Annotated in this window: 18 protein-coding genes; 12 read left to right on the forward strand and 6 right to left on the reverse strand. The window is 67.3% G+C overall.

Translation table 11 applies throughout. The features are described from left to right. Positions 1 to 119 precede the first annotated feature (119 nt). A complete protein-coding gene (locus WDU93_RS14325; RefSeq protein WP_337321877.1) occupies positions 120 to 965 on the reverse strand; it encodes a PAC2 family protein in 846 nt (281 codons plus the stop codon). An 85-nt stretch (positions 966 to 1,050) separates the two neighbouring features. On the opposite strand from WDU93_RS14325, the gene WDU93_RS14330 reads away from it, so the two are divergent. The 9 genes from WDU93_RS14330 to lnt are packed head-to-tail and all read left to right on the forward strand — an operon-like array spanning position 1,051 to position 10,783. Further along, positions 1,051 to 1,770: an HAD family hydrolase gene (locus WDU93_RS14330; RefSeq protein WP_420064167.1), complete on the forward strand. Its 720-nt coding sequence runs from the start codon at positions 1,051 to 1,053 to the stop codon at positions 1,768 to 1,770. After that, on the forward strand, positions 1,767 to 2,780 hold the full coding sequence (locus WDU93_RS14335) for a tRNA (adenine-N1)-methyltransferase (protein ID WP_337321846.1): 1,014 nt from the start codon (positions 1,767 to 1,769) through the stop codon (positions 2,778 to 2,780). Before WDU93_RS14330 ends, WDU93_RS14335 begins: the two co-directional genes overlap by 4 nt. A 10-nt stretch (positions 2,781 to 2,790) precedes the next feature. Continuing rightward, entirely contained in the window at positions 2,791 to 3,699 is a 909-nt protein-coding gene (locus tag WDU93_RS14340; protein WP_337321848.1) for a hypothetical protein, read from the forward strand. Further along, the gene (locus tag WDU93_RS14345) at positions 3,699 to 4,688 is read left to right on the forward strand and encodes a helix-turn-helix transcriptional regulator (RefSeq protein WP_337321850.1); all 990 of its coding nucleotides are present in this window, start codon (positions 3,699 to 3,701) and stop codon (positions 4,686 to 4,688) included. Before WDU93_RS14340 ends, WDU93_RS14345 begins: the two co-directional genes overlap by 1 nt. After that, positions 4,685 to 5,680, forward strand: coding sequence for a helix-turn-helix transcriptional regulator (locus WDU93_RS14350; RefSeq protein ID WP_337321851.1), 996 nt, complete (start codon positions 4,685 to 4,687; stop codon positions 5,678 to 5,680). The genes WDU93_RS14345 and WDU93_RS14350 overlap by 4 nt, the downstream gene beginning before the upstream one ends. 35 nt (positions 5,681 to 5,715) lie before the next feature. After that, positions 5,716 to 5,979 (forward strand): twin-arginine translocase TatA/TatE family subunit, encoded by a 264-nt coding sequence (locus tag WDU93_RS14355; RefSeq protein ID WP_337321852.1) that lies wholly within the window; start codon positions 5,716 to 5,718, stop codon positions 5,977 to 5,979. Positions 5,980 to 6,033: 54 nt separating this feature from the next. Further along, positions 6,034 to 6,789: a twin-arginine translocase subunit TatC gene (tatC, locus tag WDU93_RS14360; protein WP_337321853.1), complete on the forward strand. Its 756-nt coding sequence runs from the start codon at positions 6,034 to 6,036 to the stop codon at positions 6,787 to 6,789. Then, positions 6,786 to 9,248: a DEAD/DEAH box helicase gene (locus WDU93_RS14365; RefSeq protein WP_337321854.1), complete on the forward strand. Its 2,463-nt coding sequence runs from the start codon at positions 6,786 to 6,788 to the stop codon at positions 9,246 to 9,248. Before tatC ends, WDU93_RS14365 begins: the two co-directional genes overlap by 4 nt. Beyond that, positions 9,248 to 10,783 (forward strand): apolipoprotein N-acyltransferase, encoded by a 1,536-nt coding sequence (gene lnt / locus WDU93_RS14370; protein WP_337321855.1) that lies wholly within the window; start codon positions 9,248 to 9,250, stop codon positions 10,781 to 10,783. Before WDU93_RS14365 ends, lnt begins: the two co-directional genes overlap by 1 nt. On the opposite strand, the gene WDU93_RS14375 is transcribed toward lnt, so the two are convergent. From WDU93_RS14375 to WDU93_RS14390, 4 genes are all read right to left on the reverse strand, one after another. Beyond that, positions 10,784 to 11,167, reverse strand: a complete 384-nt coding sequence (locus tag WDU93_RS14375; protein WP_337321856.1) for an RNA polymerase-binding protein RbpA — start codon at positions 11,165 to 11,167, stop codon at positions 10,784 to 10,786. Positions 11,168 to 11,284: 117 nt separating this feature from the next. Next, the gene (locus WDU93_RS14380; RefSeq protein WP_337321859.1) at positions 11,285 to 12,061 is read right to left on the reverse strand and encodes a glycerophosphodiester phosphodiesterase family protein; all 777 of its coding nucleotides are present in this window, start codon (positions 12,059 to 12,061) and stop codon (positions 11,285 to 11,287) included. Then, positions 12,058 to 12,981 (reverse strand): SPFH domain-containing protein, encoded by a 924-nt coding sequence (locus WDU93_RS14385; RefSeq protein WP_337321862.1) that lies wholly within the window; start codon positions 12,979 to 12,981, stop codon positions 12,058 to 12,060. Before WDU93_RS14385 ends, WDU93_RS14380 begins: the two co-directional genes overlap by 4 nt. Positions 12,982 to 12,991: 10 nt before the next feature. Next, positions 12,992 to 13,465 carry an NfeD family protein gene (locus WDU93_RS14390; protein WP_337321864.1) on the reverse strand — a complete coding sequence of 158 codons (474 nt, stop codon included), beginning with the start codon at positions 13,463 to 13,465 and terminating at the stop codon, positions 12,992 to 12,994. A gap of 115 nt (positions 13,466 to 13,580) precedes the next feature. On the opposite strand from WDU93_RS14390, the gene WDU93_RS14395 reads away from it, so the two are divergent. Further along, complete coding sequence (locus WDU93_RS14395; RefSeq protein WP_337321867.1) at positions 13,581 to 14,345, forward strand: SDR family oxidoreductase; 765 nt, start codon at positions 13,581 to 13,583, stop codon at positions 14,343 to 14,345. A gap of 68 nt (positions 14,346 to 14,413) precedes the next feature. On the opposite strand, the gene WDU93_RS14400 is transcribed toward WDU93_RS14395, so the two are convergent. After that, the gene (locus WDU93_RS14400) at positions 14,414 to 14,965 is read right to left on the reverse strand and encodes an HdeD family acid-resistance protein (RefSeq protein ID WP_337321869.1); all 552 of its coding nucleotides are present in this window, start codon (positions 14,963 to 14,965) and stop codon (positions 14,414 to 14,416) included. Positions 14,966 to 15,137: 172 nt separating this feature from the next. Here WDU93_RS14400 and WDU93_RS14405 point away from each other — a divergent pair, with 172 nt between their 5' ends. Together WDU93_RS14405 and WDU93_RS14410 are read left to right on the forward strand one after the other, a co-directional pair. Further along, a complete protein-coding gene (locus tag WDU93_RS14405; RefSeq protein ID WP_337321879.1) occupies positions 15,138 to 15,530 on the forward strand; it encodes a helix-turn-helix transcriptional regulator in 393 nt (130 codons plus the stop codon). A 10-nt stretch (positions 15,531 to 15,540) separates the two neighbouring features. Continuing rightward, positions 15,541 to 15,737: VOC family protein (locus WDU93_RS14410; RefSeq protein ID WP_337321873.1), on the forward strand; the 197-nt coding region annotated here is incomplete at its 3' end.

The raw sequence follows: 15,737 nt of genomic DNA on the forward strand, positions 1-15,737 counted from the left end.
AGGAACCGTGGGGTTGTCGGGTGGGGGCTGCGCTCGCTCAGGAACCGGGTGGGTGCTGCGCTCGCTCAGGAACCGTGGAATTGTCGGGTGGGTGCTGCGCTCGCTCAGGAACCGCGCGGTCAGCGCTTGTGGTCGGGACCGTCGCCGCGGCGGCGCAGATACCGCTCGAAGGCCTGCGCGATCGCATCCCCGGAGGCATCCGGCGAGTCCCACGTGTCGCGGGTGCGCTCGAGCTGACGGATGTACTCCGCCATGTCGTCGTCCTCGGCGGCCGCAGCGTCGATCGACGCCTCCCAGGCGAGCGCGTCGGTGCGCAGCGCTTCGCGCTCGGTGCCGACACCCGTCAGCTCCTCGAGCCTGTCGAGCAGCGCGAGCGTCGCCTTCGGTGACGGCGCGGCGCTGGCCACATAATGCGGAACCGACGCCCAGAGCCCCGCGGTGGGAATGCCAGCCTGCTCCGCGGAGAACTCGAGCACGCTCAGGATGCCGACCGGCCCCTCATACAGCGAGCGCTCCAGCCCGTGGGCCTCACGCACCGCCTCGTTCTGGCTCGACGCGAACACGGAGATCGGCCGGGTGTGCGGCACGTCGGAGAGCATGGCGCCGAGCGTGACGAAGCCGGTGACGTCGTCCCGCAGTGCCGCGTCGATGAACTCCGCAGCGAAAGACTTCCACGCGCGCGCCGGCTCGGAGCCGGTCAGCAGCCACAGCTCGGGCCCCTCACCCGTCGTCGTCGGACGCCACAGGGTCGCGTCCGGCCACGTCAGACGTCGACGGCCGTCCGCATCCATTCCGGTCGTCGGACGCGTGTACTGGTAGTCGAAGTACAGTTCCGGGTCGATCGCGTGCGCGACCTCGTACTCGCGGTCCTGGCGCAGCGCGGCGATCGCGCGACTGGCGGCCTCTCCGGCGTCGTTCCAGCCATCGAAGGCCGCGACCACGATGCGCGATCCCAGAACGTCCACGCGCTCTTCCTCTGCTCCGGCTTCTTCTTCAGGCATCCCACCAGGCTAGTCGCCCCGTCGGGGCAGCGGGGAGGCGGCGGCTACCATGGGTTCAGTGAGCACCAAGCCCAGCGCAGTCCTGTGGGACATGGACGGAACCCTCGTCGACACCGAGCCCTACTGGATGGAGGCCGAGACCGCTTTGGTCACCTCATACGGCGGCACCTGGAGCCACGAAGAGGCGATGGAACTCGTCGGCAAGGGCCTGCTCGACAGCGCCGGCATCCTGCAGGCCGCTGGCGTCGACATGGAGGCCGAGGCGATCGTGCAGCACCTCACGGACGAGGTCGCCGAGAAGCTCCGCACCCAGGGAGTGCCATTCCGCCCCGGTGCGCGCGAACTGCTTGCCGATCTTCGCGCCGCCGGCATCCCGACCGCCCTGGTGACCATGTCACTGCGCCGCATGGCGGAGCGCGTGGTCGAGCTGATCGACTTCGACGCCTTCGATCTGATCGTCGCCGGCGATGAGGTCACTCACGCCAAGCCGCATCCTGCGCCCTACCTGCGCGCGGCCGAGCTGCTCGAGATCGACATCGCCGACGCCGTGGCCCTTGAGGATTCCGTCACCGGACTCTCGTCAGCGGTCGCCTCGGGCGCGCGCACCATCGGGGTGCCCCACCTCGTGCCGCTCGACGGTCACGGTGCCCACGAACTCTGGCCCACCCTGGCGGGACGCACCGCCGACGACGTCGTGGGCTTCCACGCGGCGAACACGGGCACCGATAGCGCCGAGCGCGCGGAGAACACCGAGGAGAGTGCCCGATGAACGGCGCCGTCCGACCCAGCGGCCCCTTCCGTGAAGGAGACCGCGTGCAGCTGACCGGCCCGAAGGGTCGTCTGCACACCATCACCCTGCGCCCCGACGGCGAGCTGCACACGCACCACGGCGTGCTCAAGCACAGCGACCTGATCGGCGCCCCGGACGGCTCGGTCGTCACCAACAGCTCCGGACACGACTACCTCGCTCTGCGCCCGCTGCTGCGCGACTTCGCAATGTCGATGCCTCGCGGCGCCGCGATCATCTACCCGAAGGATTCGGCGCAGATCATCATGCAGGCCGACATCTTCCCCGGCGCGACCGTGGCCGAGGCCGGGGTCGGATCGGGCGCGCTCTCGCTCGCCCTGCTGCGCGCGATCGGCGACGACGGGCACCTGGTGTCGTTCGAGCGCCGAGAAGACTTCGCCGAGGTCGCGAAGGCGAACGTCGAGACGTTCTTCGGCACGGATCCCGACACCTGGGACGTCGTCGTCGGCGACCTCGCCGAAGAGCTTCCCGTGCAGTTCGAGCCCGGCACCGTGGACCGGGTCGTGCTCGACATGCTCGCGCCGTGGGAGTGCATGGACGTCGTCGCCGACGCACTCACGCCCGGCGGCGTCGTGCTCTGCTACATCGCCACGGCCACGCAGCTGTCGCGCGTCGCCGAGTACATCCGCGGCACGGGACTGTTCACCGAACCGGACGCGTCCGAGACGATGGTGCGCGGCTGGCACGTCGAAGGGCTGGCTGTGCGCCCCGATCATCGCATGGTCGCCCACACCGGGTTCCTGCTCACCGCTCGCAGGCTCGCGCCCGGCGCCATCCCACCCGAGGTGCGTCGCCGCGCATCCAAGTCGAGCTATGGCGACGAGGACGTCGAGCTGTGGACTCCTGGCGCCGTCGGCGACCGCGAGATCACCGACAAGAACCTCCGCAAGCGCGTCCGCGAGGCGCAGAAGGCGGCGGCGGGTGCCCGCACGGCCGCCGCGTCGCGCGAGGGTGACGCGACGACCGAATAGACTGGGGCGCGTGCGTAAATCGTCGGCTGCCCTCTCTGTCCTCGCTCTTTCCGCGCTCGCGCTGACCGGATGTTCGGCCGCGCCGAGCGTCGCAGGTGCGAGTTGCGAACGCGACTCGTCGTCGAACCTCGCGGATGCTGTCGATGTGACCGGCGACATCGGCGCCGCGCAGATCGATTTCGCGGCCCCGCTGCGCACCGACGGTGCGGAGTACGCCGATCTCATCGTCGGCGACGGCACCGCCGTGACCACCGACAACCAGACCAGCATCGTTGCCATGACGCTGCTCAACGGCGAGACGGGTGAGCCGATCGTCGGGCCTTCGGTGACGCTCTTCAACGCCACCGAAGCCGCGAGGACCCCGGGCATGGAAGCGATCGTTCCCTGCGTCACCCAGGGCAGTCGCGTCGTGTACTCCCTGCCGACCAACGACCTCGGTGAAGCAGCCGCCGCGCAGATCGGCATGGGGCTCGACGAGAACGTGATCGTCGTAACGGACTTCATCTATGTGGCACTGCCCAAGGCCGAGGGAGCCGCGGTGTTCAACACCCAGCGCGGGCTGCCGTCGGTGGTGCGCGCGGCGGATGGTCGTCCCGGCATCATCATCCCCGATGACGCGGCGCCGACCGAGGTCGTCACCGAGACGATCATCGAGGGTGAGGGCGAGGTCGTCGGCGACGGCCTGCCGATGTTCCATGCGACAGCGGTTGGATGGAACGACCGCAGTGTGCTCACGACGACGTGGGACGAGCCGACCGCGACCGATCCGGGCATCCTGCCCGCAGAGGTGCAGACGGCTCTGCAGCAGGCGAAGGTCGGATCGCAGCTGCTCGTCGTCGTGCCGGACCCCGGCAACCAGTCCGCCCAGGCGTGGGTCGTCGATGTGCTGGGGATCATCCCGCAGGAGCTGTCGAACTGATGGCGGTGTCGATCCCCGCCGAGGAGCGACAGACGAATCTCGTCGTCGCGCTGATGGCCACGGAGATCGGCCTGACCAAGCAGCAGATCCTCGACAACGTCTCGGGGTACCGCCAGCGCGCCGAAGCGGGCGCCAAGACGGATGCCCTGGAGAAGATGTTCGAGCGCGACAAGGACGACCTGCGGTCTCTGGGCGTGCCGATCGAGACCATCGGCGACTCGGCAGATCCCAACGACCTTCGTGAGGCGCGCTACCGCATTCCGCAGGCCGAATACGACCTGCCATCCGACATCGAGTTCAGTCCAGCCGAACTGGCCGTGCTGCGCCTGGCCGGCAGCGTCTGGAGCACGGAATCCGTCTCCGTCGACGCGCAGGCCGGCGTGCGGAAGATCCGTGCGCTCGGCATCGATGGCGATGAGCCGATCATCGGTTTCGCCCCGCGCATCACGGCAAGCGAAGACGCCTTCGGGCCGCTGCAGGACGGTATCCAGCGCAGTCGAGTCGTCGTATTCGACTACCTCAAGCCGGGGGAGGAGCTGCCGCGTCGGCGACGCGTGCGGCCGCTGGCGCTCGTCGACTACGAGGCGCGCTGGCATGTGTACGGCATCGATGTGGACGTGGATGCCGAACGCACCTTCCTGCTCAGTCGCATCGTCGGTGACGTCACCGTCACGCGCCAGACGTTCGACGAGGCGCTGCGCGACGGCGCCGGCGAACGCGCCCTAGTCGGTCTCGAAGAGGTGGCGGCGGGTCAGCGTGCGCTGCTCGAGGTCACGCCGGGAACAGAGGCCGCGCTGCGTCTGGGACGCCGCGCCGAGCCCGCGTCTCAGGGCATCCACGTGTCCTACGTCGACCTGTACATCTTCGCCGACGAACTGGCCTCTTACGGACCCGAGGTGCGCGTCGTCGAACCGGCACCGCTGCGCGAGGCCGTCATCGCCCGCCTGGAGGCCGTGATCGCGGCGCACGAGGAAGGACGCCTCGCATGACGCCCTCCGCGACACCGTTGCTCGCCGCCGATCGCGTGCGGCTCTACCTGACGCTCGTGCCGTATCTCGTCGAACGCGGACAGGTCACCTTGACCGAGGCCGCCGCCGACTTCGGCGTCACGCCCGAGCAGATGCGATCGATGGTCGAGAAGCTCACGGTCATCGGACTGCCGGGCGAGGACGGCTACTGGCAGCTGCCGCAGGAGATGTTCGACATCGACTGGGACCTGCTCGATGAACACGACATCATCGAGATCACGAATGAGGTTGCCCTGCGTCGGGTGCCTCGCTTCACCGCGCGCGAGGCCGCGGCCCTGCTCGCGGGTCTGCAGATGGTCGCCGCCGTGCCCGCCGTGGCCGACTCTGGTCTTGTCAGCGGGCTCATCGCCAAGCTTTCCCGAGGCGCAGCCGATGCTCCGGTGGATGTCGTCGTCGCACCGGCCGTCGTCAGCGACGTGCAGAATGTCGTCTCCCGCGCGCTGCAGGATGGTGTCGCCGTGGCGTTCACCTACCAAGCGCCGGATGCCGATCCGACGACGCGCACGGTCGACCCGATGCGGATCCTCATCACGAACGGCCAGTGGTATCTGCAGGGCTGGTGTCATCTGCGGCAGGCGATCCGCACCTTCCACCTGGACCGGGTGAGCGATCCGCAGCTGACCGACATCGCGATCACGCACCGCGACGAGCATTTGCCACAGACGTTCGGGCAAGACGACGCGGATGCCGTGATCGTGCGGGTGCCCGAGCGGCTCTCGCCGCTGCTCGGTGCGTATCCGTCAGAAGAGATCGCCCGCGAGGACGGTCAGCTGACGGTGCGCCTGCGCATGGCCGACCCGCGGAGCATCAAACGACTGGCGACCCGCTTCGGCGGTGCGCTGGAAGTGCTCGAACCGGCCGTGGCGCGCGCCACGACGCGGGAGTGGGCGGCCGCGGGGCTCGCTCTATATCGGCTAGATATCATCTCCCCGAAAATCGTTTTCACGCAGTAGACTGCTACCACACCCGATCTGACGAGGAGAAATCCATGGGCAATCTGTTTGCAGGGCCACACCTGTGGATCATTCTGATCATCATCCTGCTCCTGTTCGGTGCGGCAAAGCTGCCGGCACTGGCGAAGAGCCTGGGCCAGTCGGCTCGTGTCTTCAAGGGCGAGATGAAGGCCATGAAGGAAGACGACGCGCCCGCCGGTGACACCGCTGCTGGTGCGACCGACGCCCCGGCGACGGGTTCCACGGCTCCGGCAGCCGAGAAGCCCAGTGAGCAGGACGCGCCGCCGCGCAGCGCCTAGGCCGTGACAGCTCTGGACAAACCGGAGACGCCCACGGCCAAAGAAGACCGGCGGATGTCGCTGGCCTCCCACCTCAAGGAACTGCGCAAGCGATTCGTTCTCGCGATCCTCGGCCTCGTGGTCGGTATGGTCGTGGCGTTCCTCGTCACTGACAGCGTCATTTGGTTCATCACCGAGCCGATTCGCATCATCGACGAACAGCGAGGAGGCGAGTTCGCAGAGCTCGTCTTCAGCGGTATCGCCACCGGCTTCAACCTGCGTATCCGTATCGCCTTCGCGCTGGGTCTGCTGTTCTCGGCGCCCATCTGGCTGTGGCAGATCTGGGCATTCGTCATGCCCGGCCTTACACGCAAAGAGATCAAGTACACGTGGGGTTTCCTCGGGGCGGCGATTCCGCTGTTCTTCGCCGGCACGTACGTCGCCGTCATGGTGGCGCCGCATGTCATCGAGGTGATGTCGGGCTTCGTGCCCGAAGCGGGCAAGAACTTCTTCGACGCGAACTACTACTACGACTTCATCTTCAAGTTCATCCTGGTGATCGGCGTCTCGTTCGTGTTGCCGGTGTTCATGGTGGCGCTGAACCTGGCGGGTGTCGTCACGGGTAAGGCGATGCTGAAGTCGTGGCGCGTCGCCGTGCTGGTGGCGTCCCTGTTCGCGGCGATCGCGACCCCGGCGGCCGACATCGGCTCGATGCTGCTGCTGGCCGGCATCCTCGTCGTGCTGTACTTCGCCGCGACGTTCCTGTCGATGTTGTTCGACCGGCGAAAGCGAAAGCGGATGGTGGCCGAGGGCCTGGACCCTGACGCATGAGCTCACCCGCTGAGCGCTACGCAGAGGCTCGGGCTGCGGCGCAGCACCCGCAGACACGCGCGTTCGCGGAACGCCAGCGTTTCGATCTCGACCCGTTCCAGATCGAGGCCTGCCAGTCGCTCGAAGACGGCCATGGCGTGCTCGTCGCCGCGCCCACCGGCGCGGGCAAGACCATCGTGGGCGAGTTCGCCATCCATCTGGCGATGCAGACGCCGGGGGAGAAGGCGTTCTACACGACCCCGATGAAGGCCCTGTCGAACCAGAAGTTCCGCGAGCTCGTCGAGGTGTACGGGCCCGATGACGTTGGGCTTCTCACAGGCGACACGAACATCAACGGCAACGCGCGCATCGTGGTGATGACCACCGAGGTGCTGCGCAACATGCTGTACGCGCAGTCGGATGCGCTGCGTGGCCTGCGCTACGTGGTGATGGATGAGGTGCACTACCTCGCCGACCGCTTCCGCGGCCCCGTCTGGGAAGAGGTGATCCTGCACCTGCCCTCCGACGTGCGACTCGTCGCGCTCAGCGCCACGGTCTCCAACGCCGAAGAGTTCGGCGACTGGCTCGACACCGTGCGCGGTGACACCGATGTCATCGTCTCGGAGATCCGGCCCGTGCCGCTCGAACAGCACGTGCTCGTCCGTGACGACCTGCTGCCGTTGTTCGACGACAGGGCGGGCATCGCCACCGCACAGGTGAACCAAGAGCTCATGCGCATCCGCTCGTTCACCGGATCGCGGTACGACAACAACCGCCGGGCGCAGCAGTACGTCAGCGACCGGCACCGCGGCCGCCAGGGTCAGCGCCCGCAGCGCGGAGGCAAGCGACCGCAGCCTCGCCGCATCGAGCGGATGGATCGGCCCGACGTTGTCCGGCTGCTCGAGCGCTCGAATCTGCTGCCGGCGATCTTCTTCATCTTCAGCCGGGTCGGCTGTGACGCCGCCGTCGCGCAGGTGCGGCGCGCGGGCATCCGCCTCACCACACACGAAGAGCGCGCCGAGATCCGGGAGATCGTGGCCGAACGCACCCGCTCCCTGCGCGAAGAGGATCTCGCCGTCCTCGGCTTCTGGGAGTGGCGAGACGATCTCGAACGCGGCATCGCCGCCCACCACGCGGGATTGTTGCCCGCGTTCAAAGAGGTCGTCGAGGAGCTCTTCCAGCGCAAGCTCGTCAAGGTGGTCTTCGCCACCGAGACGCTCGCGCTCGGTATCAACATGCCGGCGCGCACGGTGGTGCTGGAAAAGATGGAGAAGTTCAACGGCGAGGCGCGCGTCGCCATCACCTCCGGTGAGTACACCCAGCTCACCGGTCGCGCCGGGCGACGCGGGATCGACGTCGAAGGCCATGCCGTCGTGCAATGGTCGGAGGGTATGGATCCGCAGGCGGTCGCGGCACTGGCATCCCGGCGCACCTACCCGCTCAACTCCAGCTTCCGGCCCACCTACAACATGGCCGTGAATCTCATCGACAGGTTCGGTCGCGACCGTGCTCGCGAAATCCTCGAGTCGTCGTTCGCACAGTTCCAGGCCGACCGCGCCGTGGTGGGTATCGCCCGCAAGGTACGGGAGGCCGAGGAATCGCTCGAGGGTTACCTGAAGGCGATGACGTGCGAGCACGGCGACTTTCTCGAGTACTCGGGCATCCGACGTGAACTCGCCGATCTCGAGAAGAAGAACCGGGTCGACGGGAATGGCTCTCGCGCGGCGCGAGAGAAACGACAGCGGCAGATCAAGGCGCTGCGCACCCGGATGCAGCGCCATCCCTGCCACGCCTGCCCCGACCGCGAAGCGCACGCTCGGTGGGCGGAGCGGTATTGGAAGCTCAAGCGTGAGACCGATCGCATGCGCAAGCAGATCGCAACGCGCACCGGCACCGTCGCGCGCATCTTCGACCGTGTCATCGAGGTGCTCGAGGTGCTCGGCTACGTCACCGGACACGGTGACGATCTCGAACTGACGGATGCCGGCCGCACCATGCGGCGCATTTACGGCGAACGGGATCTGCTCGTCGCGGAGGCTCTGCGGCAGGACTTGTGGCGCAGTCTCGACGCGCCGTCACTGGCTGCGATGGCGAGCTGCCTCGTTTACGAGCCACGGCGTGACGAGCAGAACATGGGCGAACGGGGCCTGCCGCGTGGCGCGTTCCGCATCGCCTATGACAAGACCACCCGGCTGTGGGCCGAACTCGATGACATCGAGCAGGAGCATCATCTGCCCGGCAGCGAGCCGCTCGCGCCCGGCCTCGCCGCCGCCATGCACTCGTGGGCACGCGGTGGCAGTCTCGATCGCGTCTTGATCGATGCCGACATGGCCGCCGGCGACTTCGTGCGCTGGGCCAAGCAGACGATCGATCTGCTCGATCAGCTCTCGATCACCGCCGAAGACGACGAACTCGCCCGCACCGCCCGCCGCGCCCTCGACGGGGTGCGTCGGGGCATCGTCGCCTACTCGGGGCTGTGATGTCGGAGCAGTCCCAGACACGGCCGCCGGTGCGCCCGATCACCCCGCTGCCGCTCGGCCTGGCCGTCCTGTTCGCCGGCGTCGGCGGATACCTCATGAGCGTTGCATTCCCGGGCGCGGCCATCTGGCCGGCGGCTTTCGGCGCCATCGCCCTGGTGCTGATGGCCCTGCGTGGTCGCCGCCTCGGGAGCGCGCTGCTCGTAGGGCTCGTCTATGGTGCCGTGCTCTACTTCTTCCTCGTCTCGTGGACCGCCCGCTATCTGGGGCCCCTGCCATGGGTCGCGCTGGCCACCCTGCAGGCAGTGCTGCTCGCGGTCGCCTTCCTGCTGATCGCCCTGGCATACCGCTGGGTGCCCCGTGCGTGGCCCAGAGGGCGGCTCGTCGGACTCCCCGTGCTGGTCGGTGCCCTCTGGACCGTGCAGGAGCTGTTTCTCGGCAACTGGCCTTACGGCGGATTCCCGTGGGCACGCGTGGGGATGACCCAGTCGGAGAGCCCGCTGGCTCATCTGACCTCGTGGATCGGTGTCAGCGGCCTGAGCTTCATGATGGTCACCGCTGTCGCACTGCTCATCGAGCTCATCGCGACGGGCAGCTGGCGCAGGCCGACGCGGGCCATCCTGCCCGCCGCAACGATTCTGGTGCTGTTCCTGACGCCGCTGTTTCCGACCACTGCCGCCGGAGAGATCCGCATCGGTGCGGTGCAGGGCAACGGCACGACCGGATACTTCGACGAGCGCGAGCCCTATGGCGTCATCGCGGCGCAGACGGATGCGACAAAGCCGATCCTCGGCGACGATCTCGACCTGATCGTGTGGCCGGAGGGCGGTGTCGACTACGACCCGTTCCAGGACGAGTTCACGGCCCGCAAACTGACACGGGTGGTGAGCCAGGCGGATGCTCCGCTGCTGGCCAACACCGCGACCGAGCGGACAGACGGCATCTTCAACACCTCGTTCCTGTGGACCGAGGATGGCACCGCCACACAGCTGCACGACAAACGGCATCCGGTGCCGTTCGGCGAGTACGTTCCCGATCGCGCCTTCTTCAACGCGCTCGCTCCTGACCTCATCGGCCTCATCCAGCGGGAGTACACGGCCGGGTCGAACCCGCCGATCGTCGATGTCGACGGCGTGGGTGTCGGACTCGCGATCTGCTTCGACGTCATCTACGACGAGGTCATCCGCGAGAGCATCCTGGCGGGCGCCGAGGTGCTGGTCTTCCAGACCAACAATGCCGACTTCCGCGGTACGGACGAGAATCTGCAGCAGCTCGCCTTCGCGCGCATGCGTGCGATCGAGACCGGCCGCAGTGTTGTGAACGTCTCAACCGTCGGAACCAGCCAGATCATCCGTCCGGATGGCTCGACGGTCGCTTCCCTGGACGCAGATGAGGCCGGAGCGCTGGTCGAGGATATCGACCTGCGCTCCGGCCTCACGGCGGGGGTGGTGCTGGGCCCGTGGATTCAGCAGCTGCTGCTGTGGGGGGCTCTCGCGGGCCTTGCGGCCGCCGGGCTCATCGCCCGACGTCGTCGCTGATCAGGCCCCGATCTTCTCGCGAGTGGGGTCGTCGCCGGCGCCGCGGCGGGCCCGGACGTAGGCGAGGCGCTCCTCGAGAAGCTCCTCGAGCTCGGCGCGCGAACGGCGCTCAAGCAGCATGTCCCAGTGGGTGCGGGCGGCCTTCTCATCGCCGTCCTCGACGGTCACTGAAGCTCCATCGACCTGCAGCACTGCTTCGGCACCGCATGAGCGGCACTCCCAGGTCTGCGGGGCGTCCGCGTCGGCCGCGAACATCAGCGTGGTCTCGTGGCCGCATGCGGTGCACTTGTAGTTCGTTGCGCGGCGTTCCATGAAGACGACGCCCTCTTCGCTCTGTAGGCTCTGGGCGCCGAGTCGGATGCCGCGGAGGCTGCGATCTGCCATTGTGTGGTCCTCTCGTCGGTGTCAGGTATAACGCTCGCGTCTGTGCGCTTCATCCACGTCAGAGGGTTACGCGCGGTATTCACAGTGGAATCCCAGCGCTGAGGACGTTTTGCTCGGTTATGGGGCGTGCAAGGCGGCGACGGCCAGGTCGGCGCGGTCACTGACGATGCCATCTACACCGGCATCCACGAGGCGCACCATGTCGTCAGGATCGTTGACCGTCCAGACGTGCACTTCCACGCCGAGGCGGTGTGCCGCGTCGATCACCGTGGGGGTCACGATCTTGACCGGGCCCTGCCTCTCGGGGATCTGCACCGCGTCGATCTCCGTCAGAGCGCGCGCCGGCGACAGCCGGACCGCGGTGAAACCCCGCAGGGCGAGGATCGTGTTGCGGCCGCCGGACGTGGCGGGGCGAATCTCGGCACCAGCCGCGAGGGCTGCGGCGACTGCGGCCTTCCGATTGGCGTCGGCGAAGCTCGTCACGAGCACACGATGCGCGTCATCGGCGATGACGCGGCCGAGGGGAGCGGCCACTGCTGTCGTCTTGGCGTCGATGTTGAACCGCATGCTGGGGAACGATGCCAAGGCATCTTTCACGGTCATCAGGCCGCCGTGGTCGGCGAAGATGCGCTCGAGCTCCACCGTGCGCATCGTGTCGATGGGGCGGGTGTCGCCGTTCAGGCGTGCGAGCGTGTCGTCATGCACGAGAACGACATCGCCATCGGCGGTGAGTCGGCAGTCGGTCTCGATGTACTCCGCCCCGGTGGCGTGTGCTGCTGCGAACGCCAGGGCGGTGTTCTCCCAGACCGCCGGGCCGTCGCCTCCGGGCGCGACGAGGCCGCGGTGAGCGAAGACGCGGGGCTGTCGCGGGCCGTCGAAGTAGGGGTGGCTCACGGGGTGTTGCGGGGCGGTGCATCGCCCGGGCGCGGGGTGAAGGCGCTGCCGATGCCCTTGAGCGCCTCGGTCAGCTCGCTGGGGATGATCCACAGCTTGCTCGATTCGCTCTCGCTGATCTTCGGCAGCATCTGCAGGTACTGGTAGGCGAGCAGCTTGTCGTCGGGCTGACCCTGGTGAATCGCGCTGAAGACGTTCTGAATGGCTTCGGCCTCACCCTGGGCGCGCAGCACGGCGGCCTGCTTGTCACCCTCGGCGCGGAGGATCTCGGCCTGCCGGCGGCCCTCGGCCTCGAGGATCTGGGACTGCTTCGACCCCTCAGCGGTGAGGATGGCTGCACGGCGGTCACGCTCGGCGCGCATCTGCTTCTCCATCGAGTCCTGGATGGAGACGGGCGGGTCGATGGCCTTGAGCTCCACGCGTCCGACACGGATGCCCCACTTGCCGGTTGCCTCATCGAGCACGATCCGCAGCTGGCCGTTGATGTTGTCACGGCTGGTCAGCGCTTCTTCGAGGTTCAGACCACCGACGACGTTACGGAGGGTGGTGGTCGTGAGTTGTTCGACAGCGCCGAGGTAGTTGGCGATCTCATACGTCGCCGCACGAGCATCCGTCACCTGGAAGTACACCACCGTGTCGATGGAGACGACGAGGTTGTCCTCGGTGATCACCGGCTGTGGCGGGAACGACACGACCTGCTCGCGCATGTCGATGAGCGGTCGCAGGCGGTCGATGAACGGAACCAGGATGTTCAGGCCGGGCGTGAGCGTCTTGTGGTACCGGCCGAGACGCTCGACCACGCCAGCCGTGGCCTGCGGGATGATGCGGATCGAGCGGGCGAGGGTCACCACCACGAAGATGATGACCGCGATGATGAGGACCCAGATGATGACGCTGGGAATGATCGACGTATCGTCCATGGGCGTACTCCTATTCGACGACGAGGCGGACGTAGGCGGTGGCGCCGCTCACCTGGGCGACGACCACGCGGGCGCCCTCGATGATCGGGGCGCCATCGACGCTGCGGGCGGTCCAGGTGTCGCCGTTGGCGAGCTTGACCTGACCGGTGATCTGGGTGATGTCGTGCAGTGCGACGCCGGGCAATCCGATGAGCGCATCGACGTTCGACTTGGTGGGGTCCTCGCCACGACGCAGCCGCTGCAGCAACGGTGGCCTGAGGAAGAGGATCAGCACAGCAGCGGCCGCCGCGGCGATGAGGATCTGCACCCACACGGGAAGGCCGACCAGATCGGCGCCGAGACCGACGATCGCGCCGCCCGAGAGCATGAGGAACGTGAAGTCGAGGGTGAGCATCTCGATCACGAGGAACAAGGCGATCAGAACCAGCCAGCCGATCCATGCCCATTGGTCGATGAGCTCGATGAATGCCGTGAAACCGTCCATGTGCCCCTCCTGCGGTCAACCTATCACGGGGCTCAGACGAGGTCAGGGGGGGACTCGCGTTGTAGGGTGAGGGAGCGCCGTCGGCGCGTTTCCCGAGCATCCCGAGGAGTCAGAAATGACAGAGGTTCTTCCGGCCGGATCCCTCGACGGCAAGGTGGCACTCGTCACCGGCTCGTCGCGCGGCATCGGCGCTGACACCGTTCGCTACCTGGCTGAGGCCGGGGCTGACGTGGTCATCAATTACCGCAACAAGGCCCCGCGCGCAGAGAAGCTCGCCACGCAGCTGCGTGAGCTGGGCCGTCGCGTGCTCGTCGTCGGCGCCGACCTCACCGATCCGGAGTCGGTGGAGGCGATGTTCGCCGCCGTGCGGGATGAGTTCGGTCGCCTTGACGTGCTCGTGCTCAATGCATCCGGCGGCATGGAGTCCGGCATGGCCGAGGACTACGCGCTCAAGCTCAACCGCGATGCGCAGGTCGGTGTGCTGAAGGCCGCCGAACCGCTGCTCGGTGAGGGCTCCCGTGTCGTCTTCGTCACCAGCCACCAGGCGCACTTCATCCGTACCACGCCGACCATGCCCGAGTACGAGCCGGTCGCGAAGTCGAAGCGTGCGGGCGAAGACGCGCTGCGCGAGCTCATCCCCGGTCTCGCCGAGAAGGGCATCGGCTTCACCGTCGTCTCCGGCGACATGATCGAGGGCACTATCACGGCCACGCTGCTCGAGCGCGCGAACCCCGGCGCGATCGCTGGGCGCCGCGAGTCGGCCGGCAAGCTCTACAACGTGTCGGAGTTCGCCGCCGAGGTCGCTCGTGCTGCCGTTGACCCGGTTCCGGCCGACAACACTCGTCTCGTGGGAGACACCTCTGACTTCGTCGCCGAGTAAGCGATCATCACAGAGAACGGCCCCGGTGAAGAATCCACCGGGGCCGTTCTCTGTGAGGTGTCGACGCGTTACTTGCCCGTCGTGATCGCACGCACGATCTGCAGGATGCCGATGACGATCAGCGAGATCGACAGCAGGATCCAGAAGAACGGCACGGCGGCGATGCCCATCGTGATCACCGCGATACCGGCGATGATGCTGAGGATCGAGTACAGCAGGGTCCACGTACGAGCCCCGTCGTTGCCCAGCAGGCTGAGCGAGACGATGCCGTCGAAGATCCAGCTGACACCGACGAAGATCACGGTGACGAGGGCGAACGTGACCGCAGCGGCCTGCAGGTTCGAGAACGCCACGATGCCGGCGATGATGTACAGCAGACCGAGGGCGATGTGACCCACGCGAGCCCAGCCGCCCTTGCCGCTGCCGAACAGACCGAGTCCGACGTAGACCACGCCAGCGACGATCAGGTAGGCGCCGAGGATGGCGGTGATGGTGACGGCGACCTTGTCGGGCCAGATCATCATCGCGATACCGGTGAGCAGAGCGATCACACCGGAGATCGCCAGGAAGAGACGGAGTGAGCCGACCACGCCCTTCTCGGTGGATAGTGAATCTGTCATGTCTGAACTGCCTTTCTGAGAAAACCCTGTACGGGCTTGGCAACAGGCTAGCGCGCCACGGGAGAAATGCCAGGACGTCGCGCCGTGCGAAATATCGGGTCGCGGCCAGGCCGTATGCCACACTCACGATGTGACCGGGCCAGACGATGCGCGCCTCCGCGAGTTGGCGTTAATGCGTCGGGTGCGTGATCGGATCGACCGTGAGTACGCGAGCCCGTTGGATGTGGAGGCACTCGCCAGGGGAGTGCATATGTCAGCGGGGCACCTCAGCCGGCGCTTCCGCGAGACGTACGGGGAGTCGCCATACGCGTACCTGATGACCCGCAGGGTCGAACGCGCCATGGCGTTGCTGCGCCGCGGTGACCTCAGCGTCACGGATGTCTGCTTCGCCGTGGGGTTCTCGTCGCTGGGCACCTTCAGCACCCGTTTCGCGGAACTCGTCGGCGTGCCGCCGAGCGCCTATCGGCGGGATCCGGGGCTCGCGGCCGGCATCCCGTCCTGGATGGAGAAGCAGGCAACGAGACCGATCAGGAATCGAGAAGTCTCCCGGCCGGCGCATCAGTAGCGTCATCCTTATGGACATCACCATCAACGCGAGCTTCCTCCCGCACACAGATGCCGAGGCATCCGTCGCCTTCTACCGCGACGTCCTCGGGTTCGAGGTGCGCAAGGACGTCGGCTACCAGGACATGCGCTGGATCACCGTCGGCCCGACCGGGCAGCCGGACACGGCGATCGTGCTGCATCCGCCGGCGGTCGACCCCGGGACCAG

The organism is Microbacterium istanbulense, assembly GCF_037204145.1.
GTDB lineage: Bacteria > Actinomycetota > Actinomycetes > Actinomycetales > Microbacteriaceae > Microbacterium > Microbacterium istanbulense.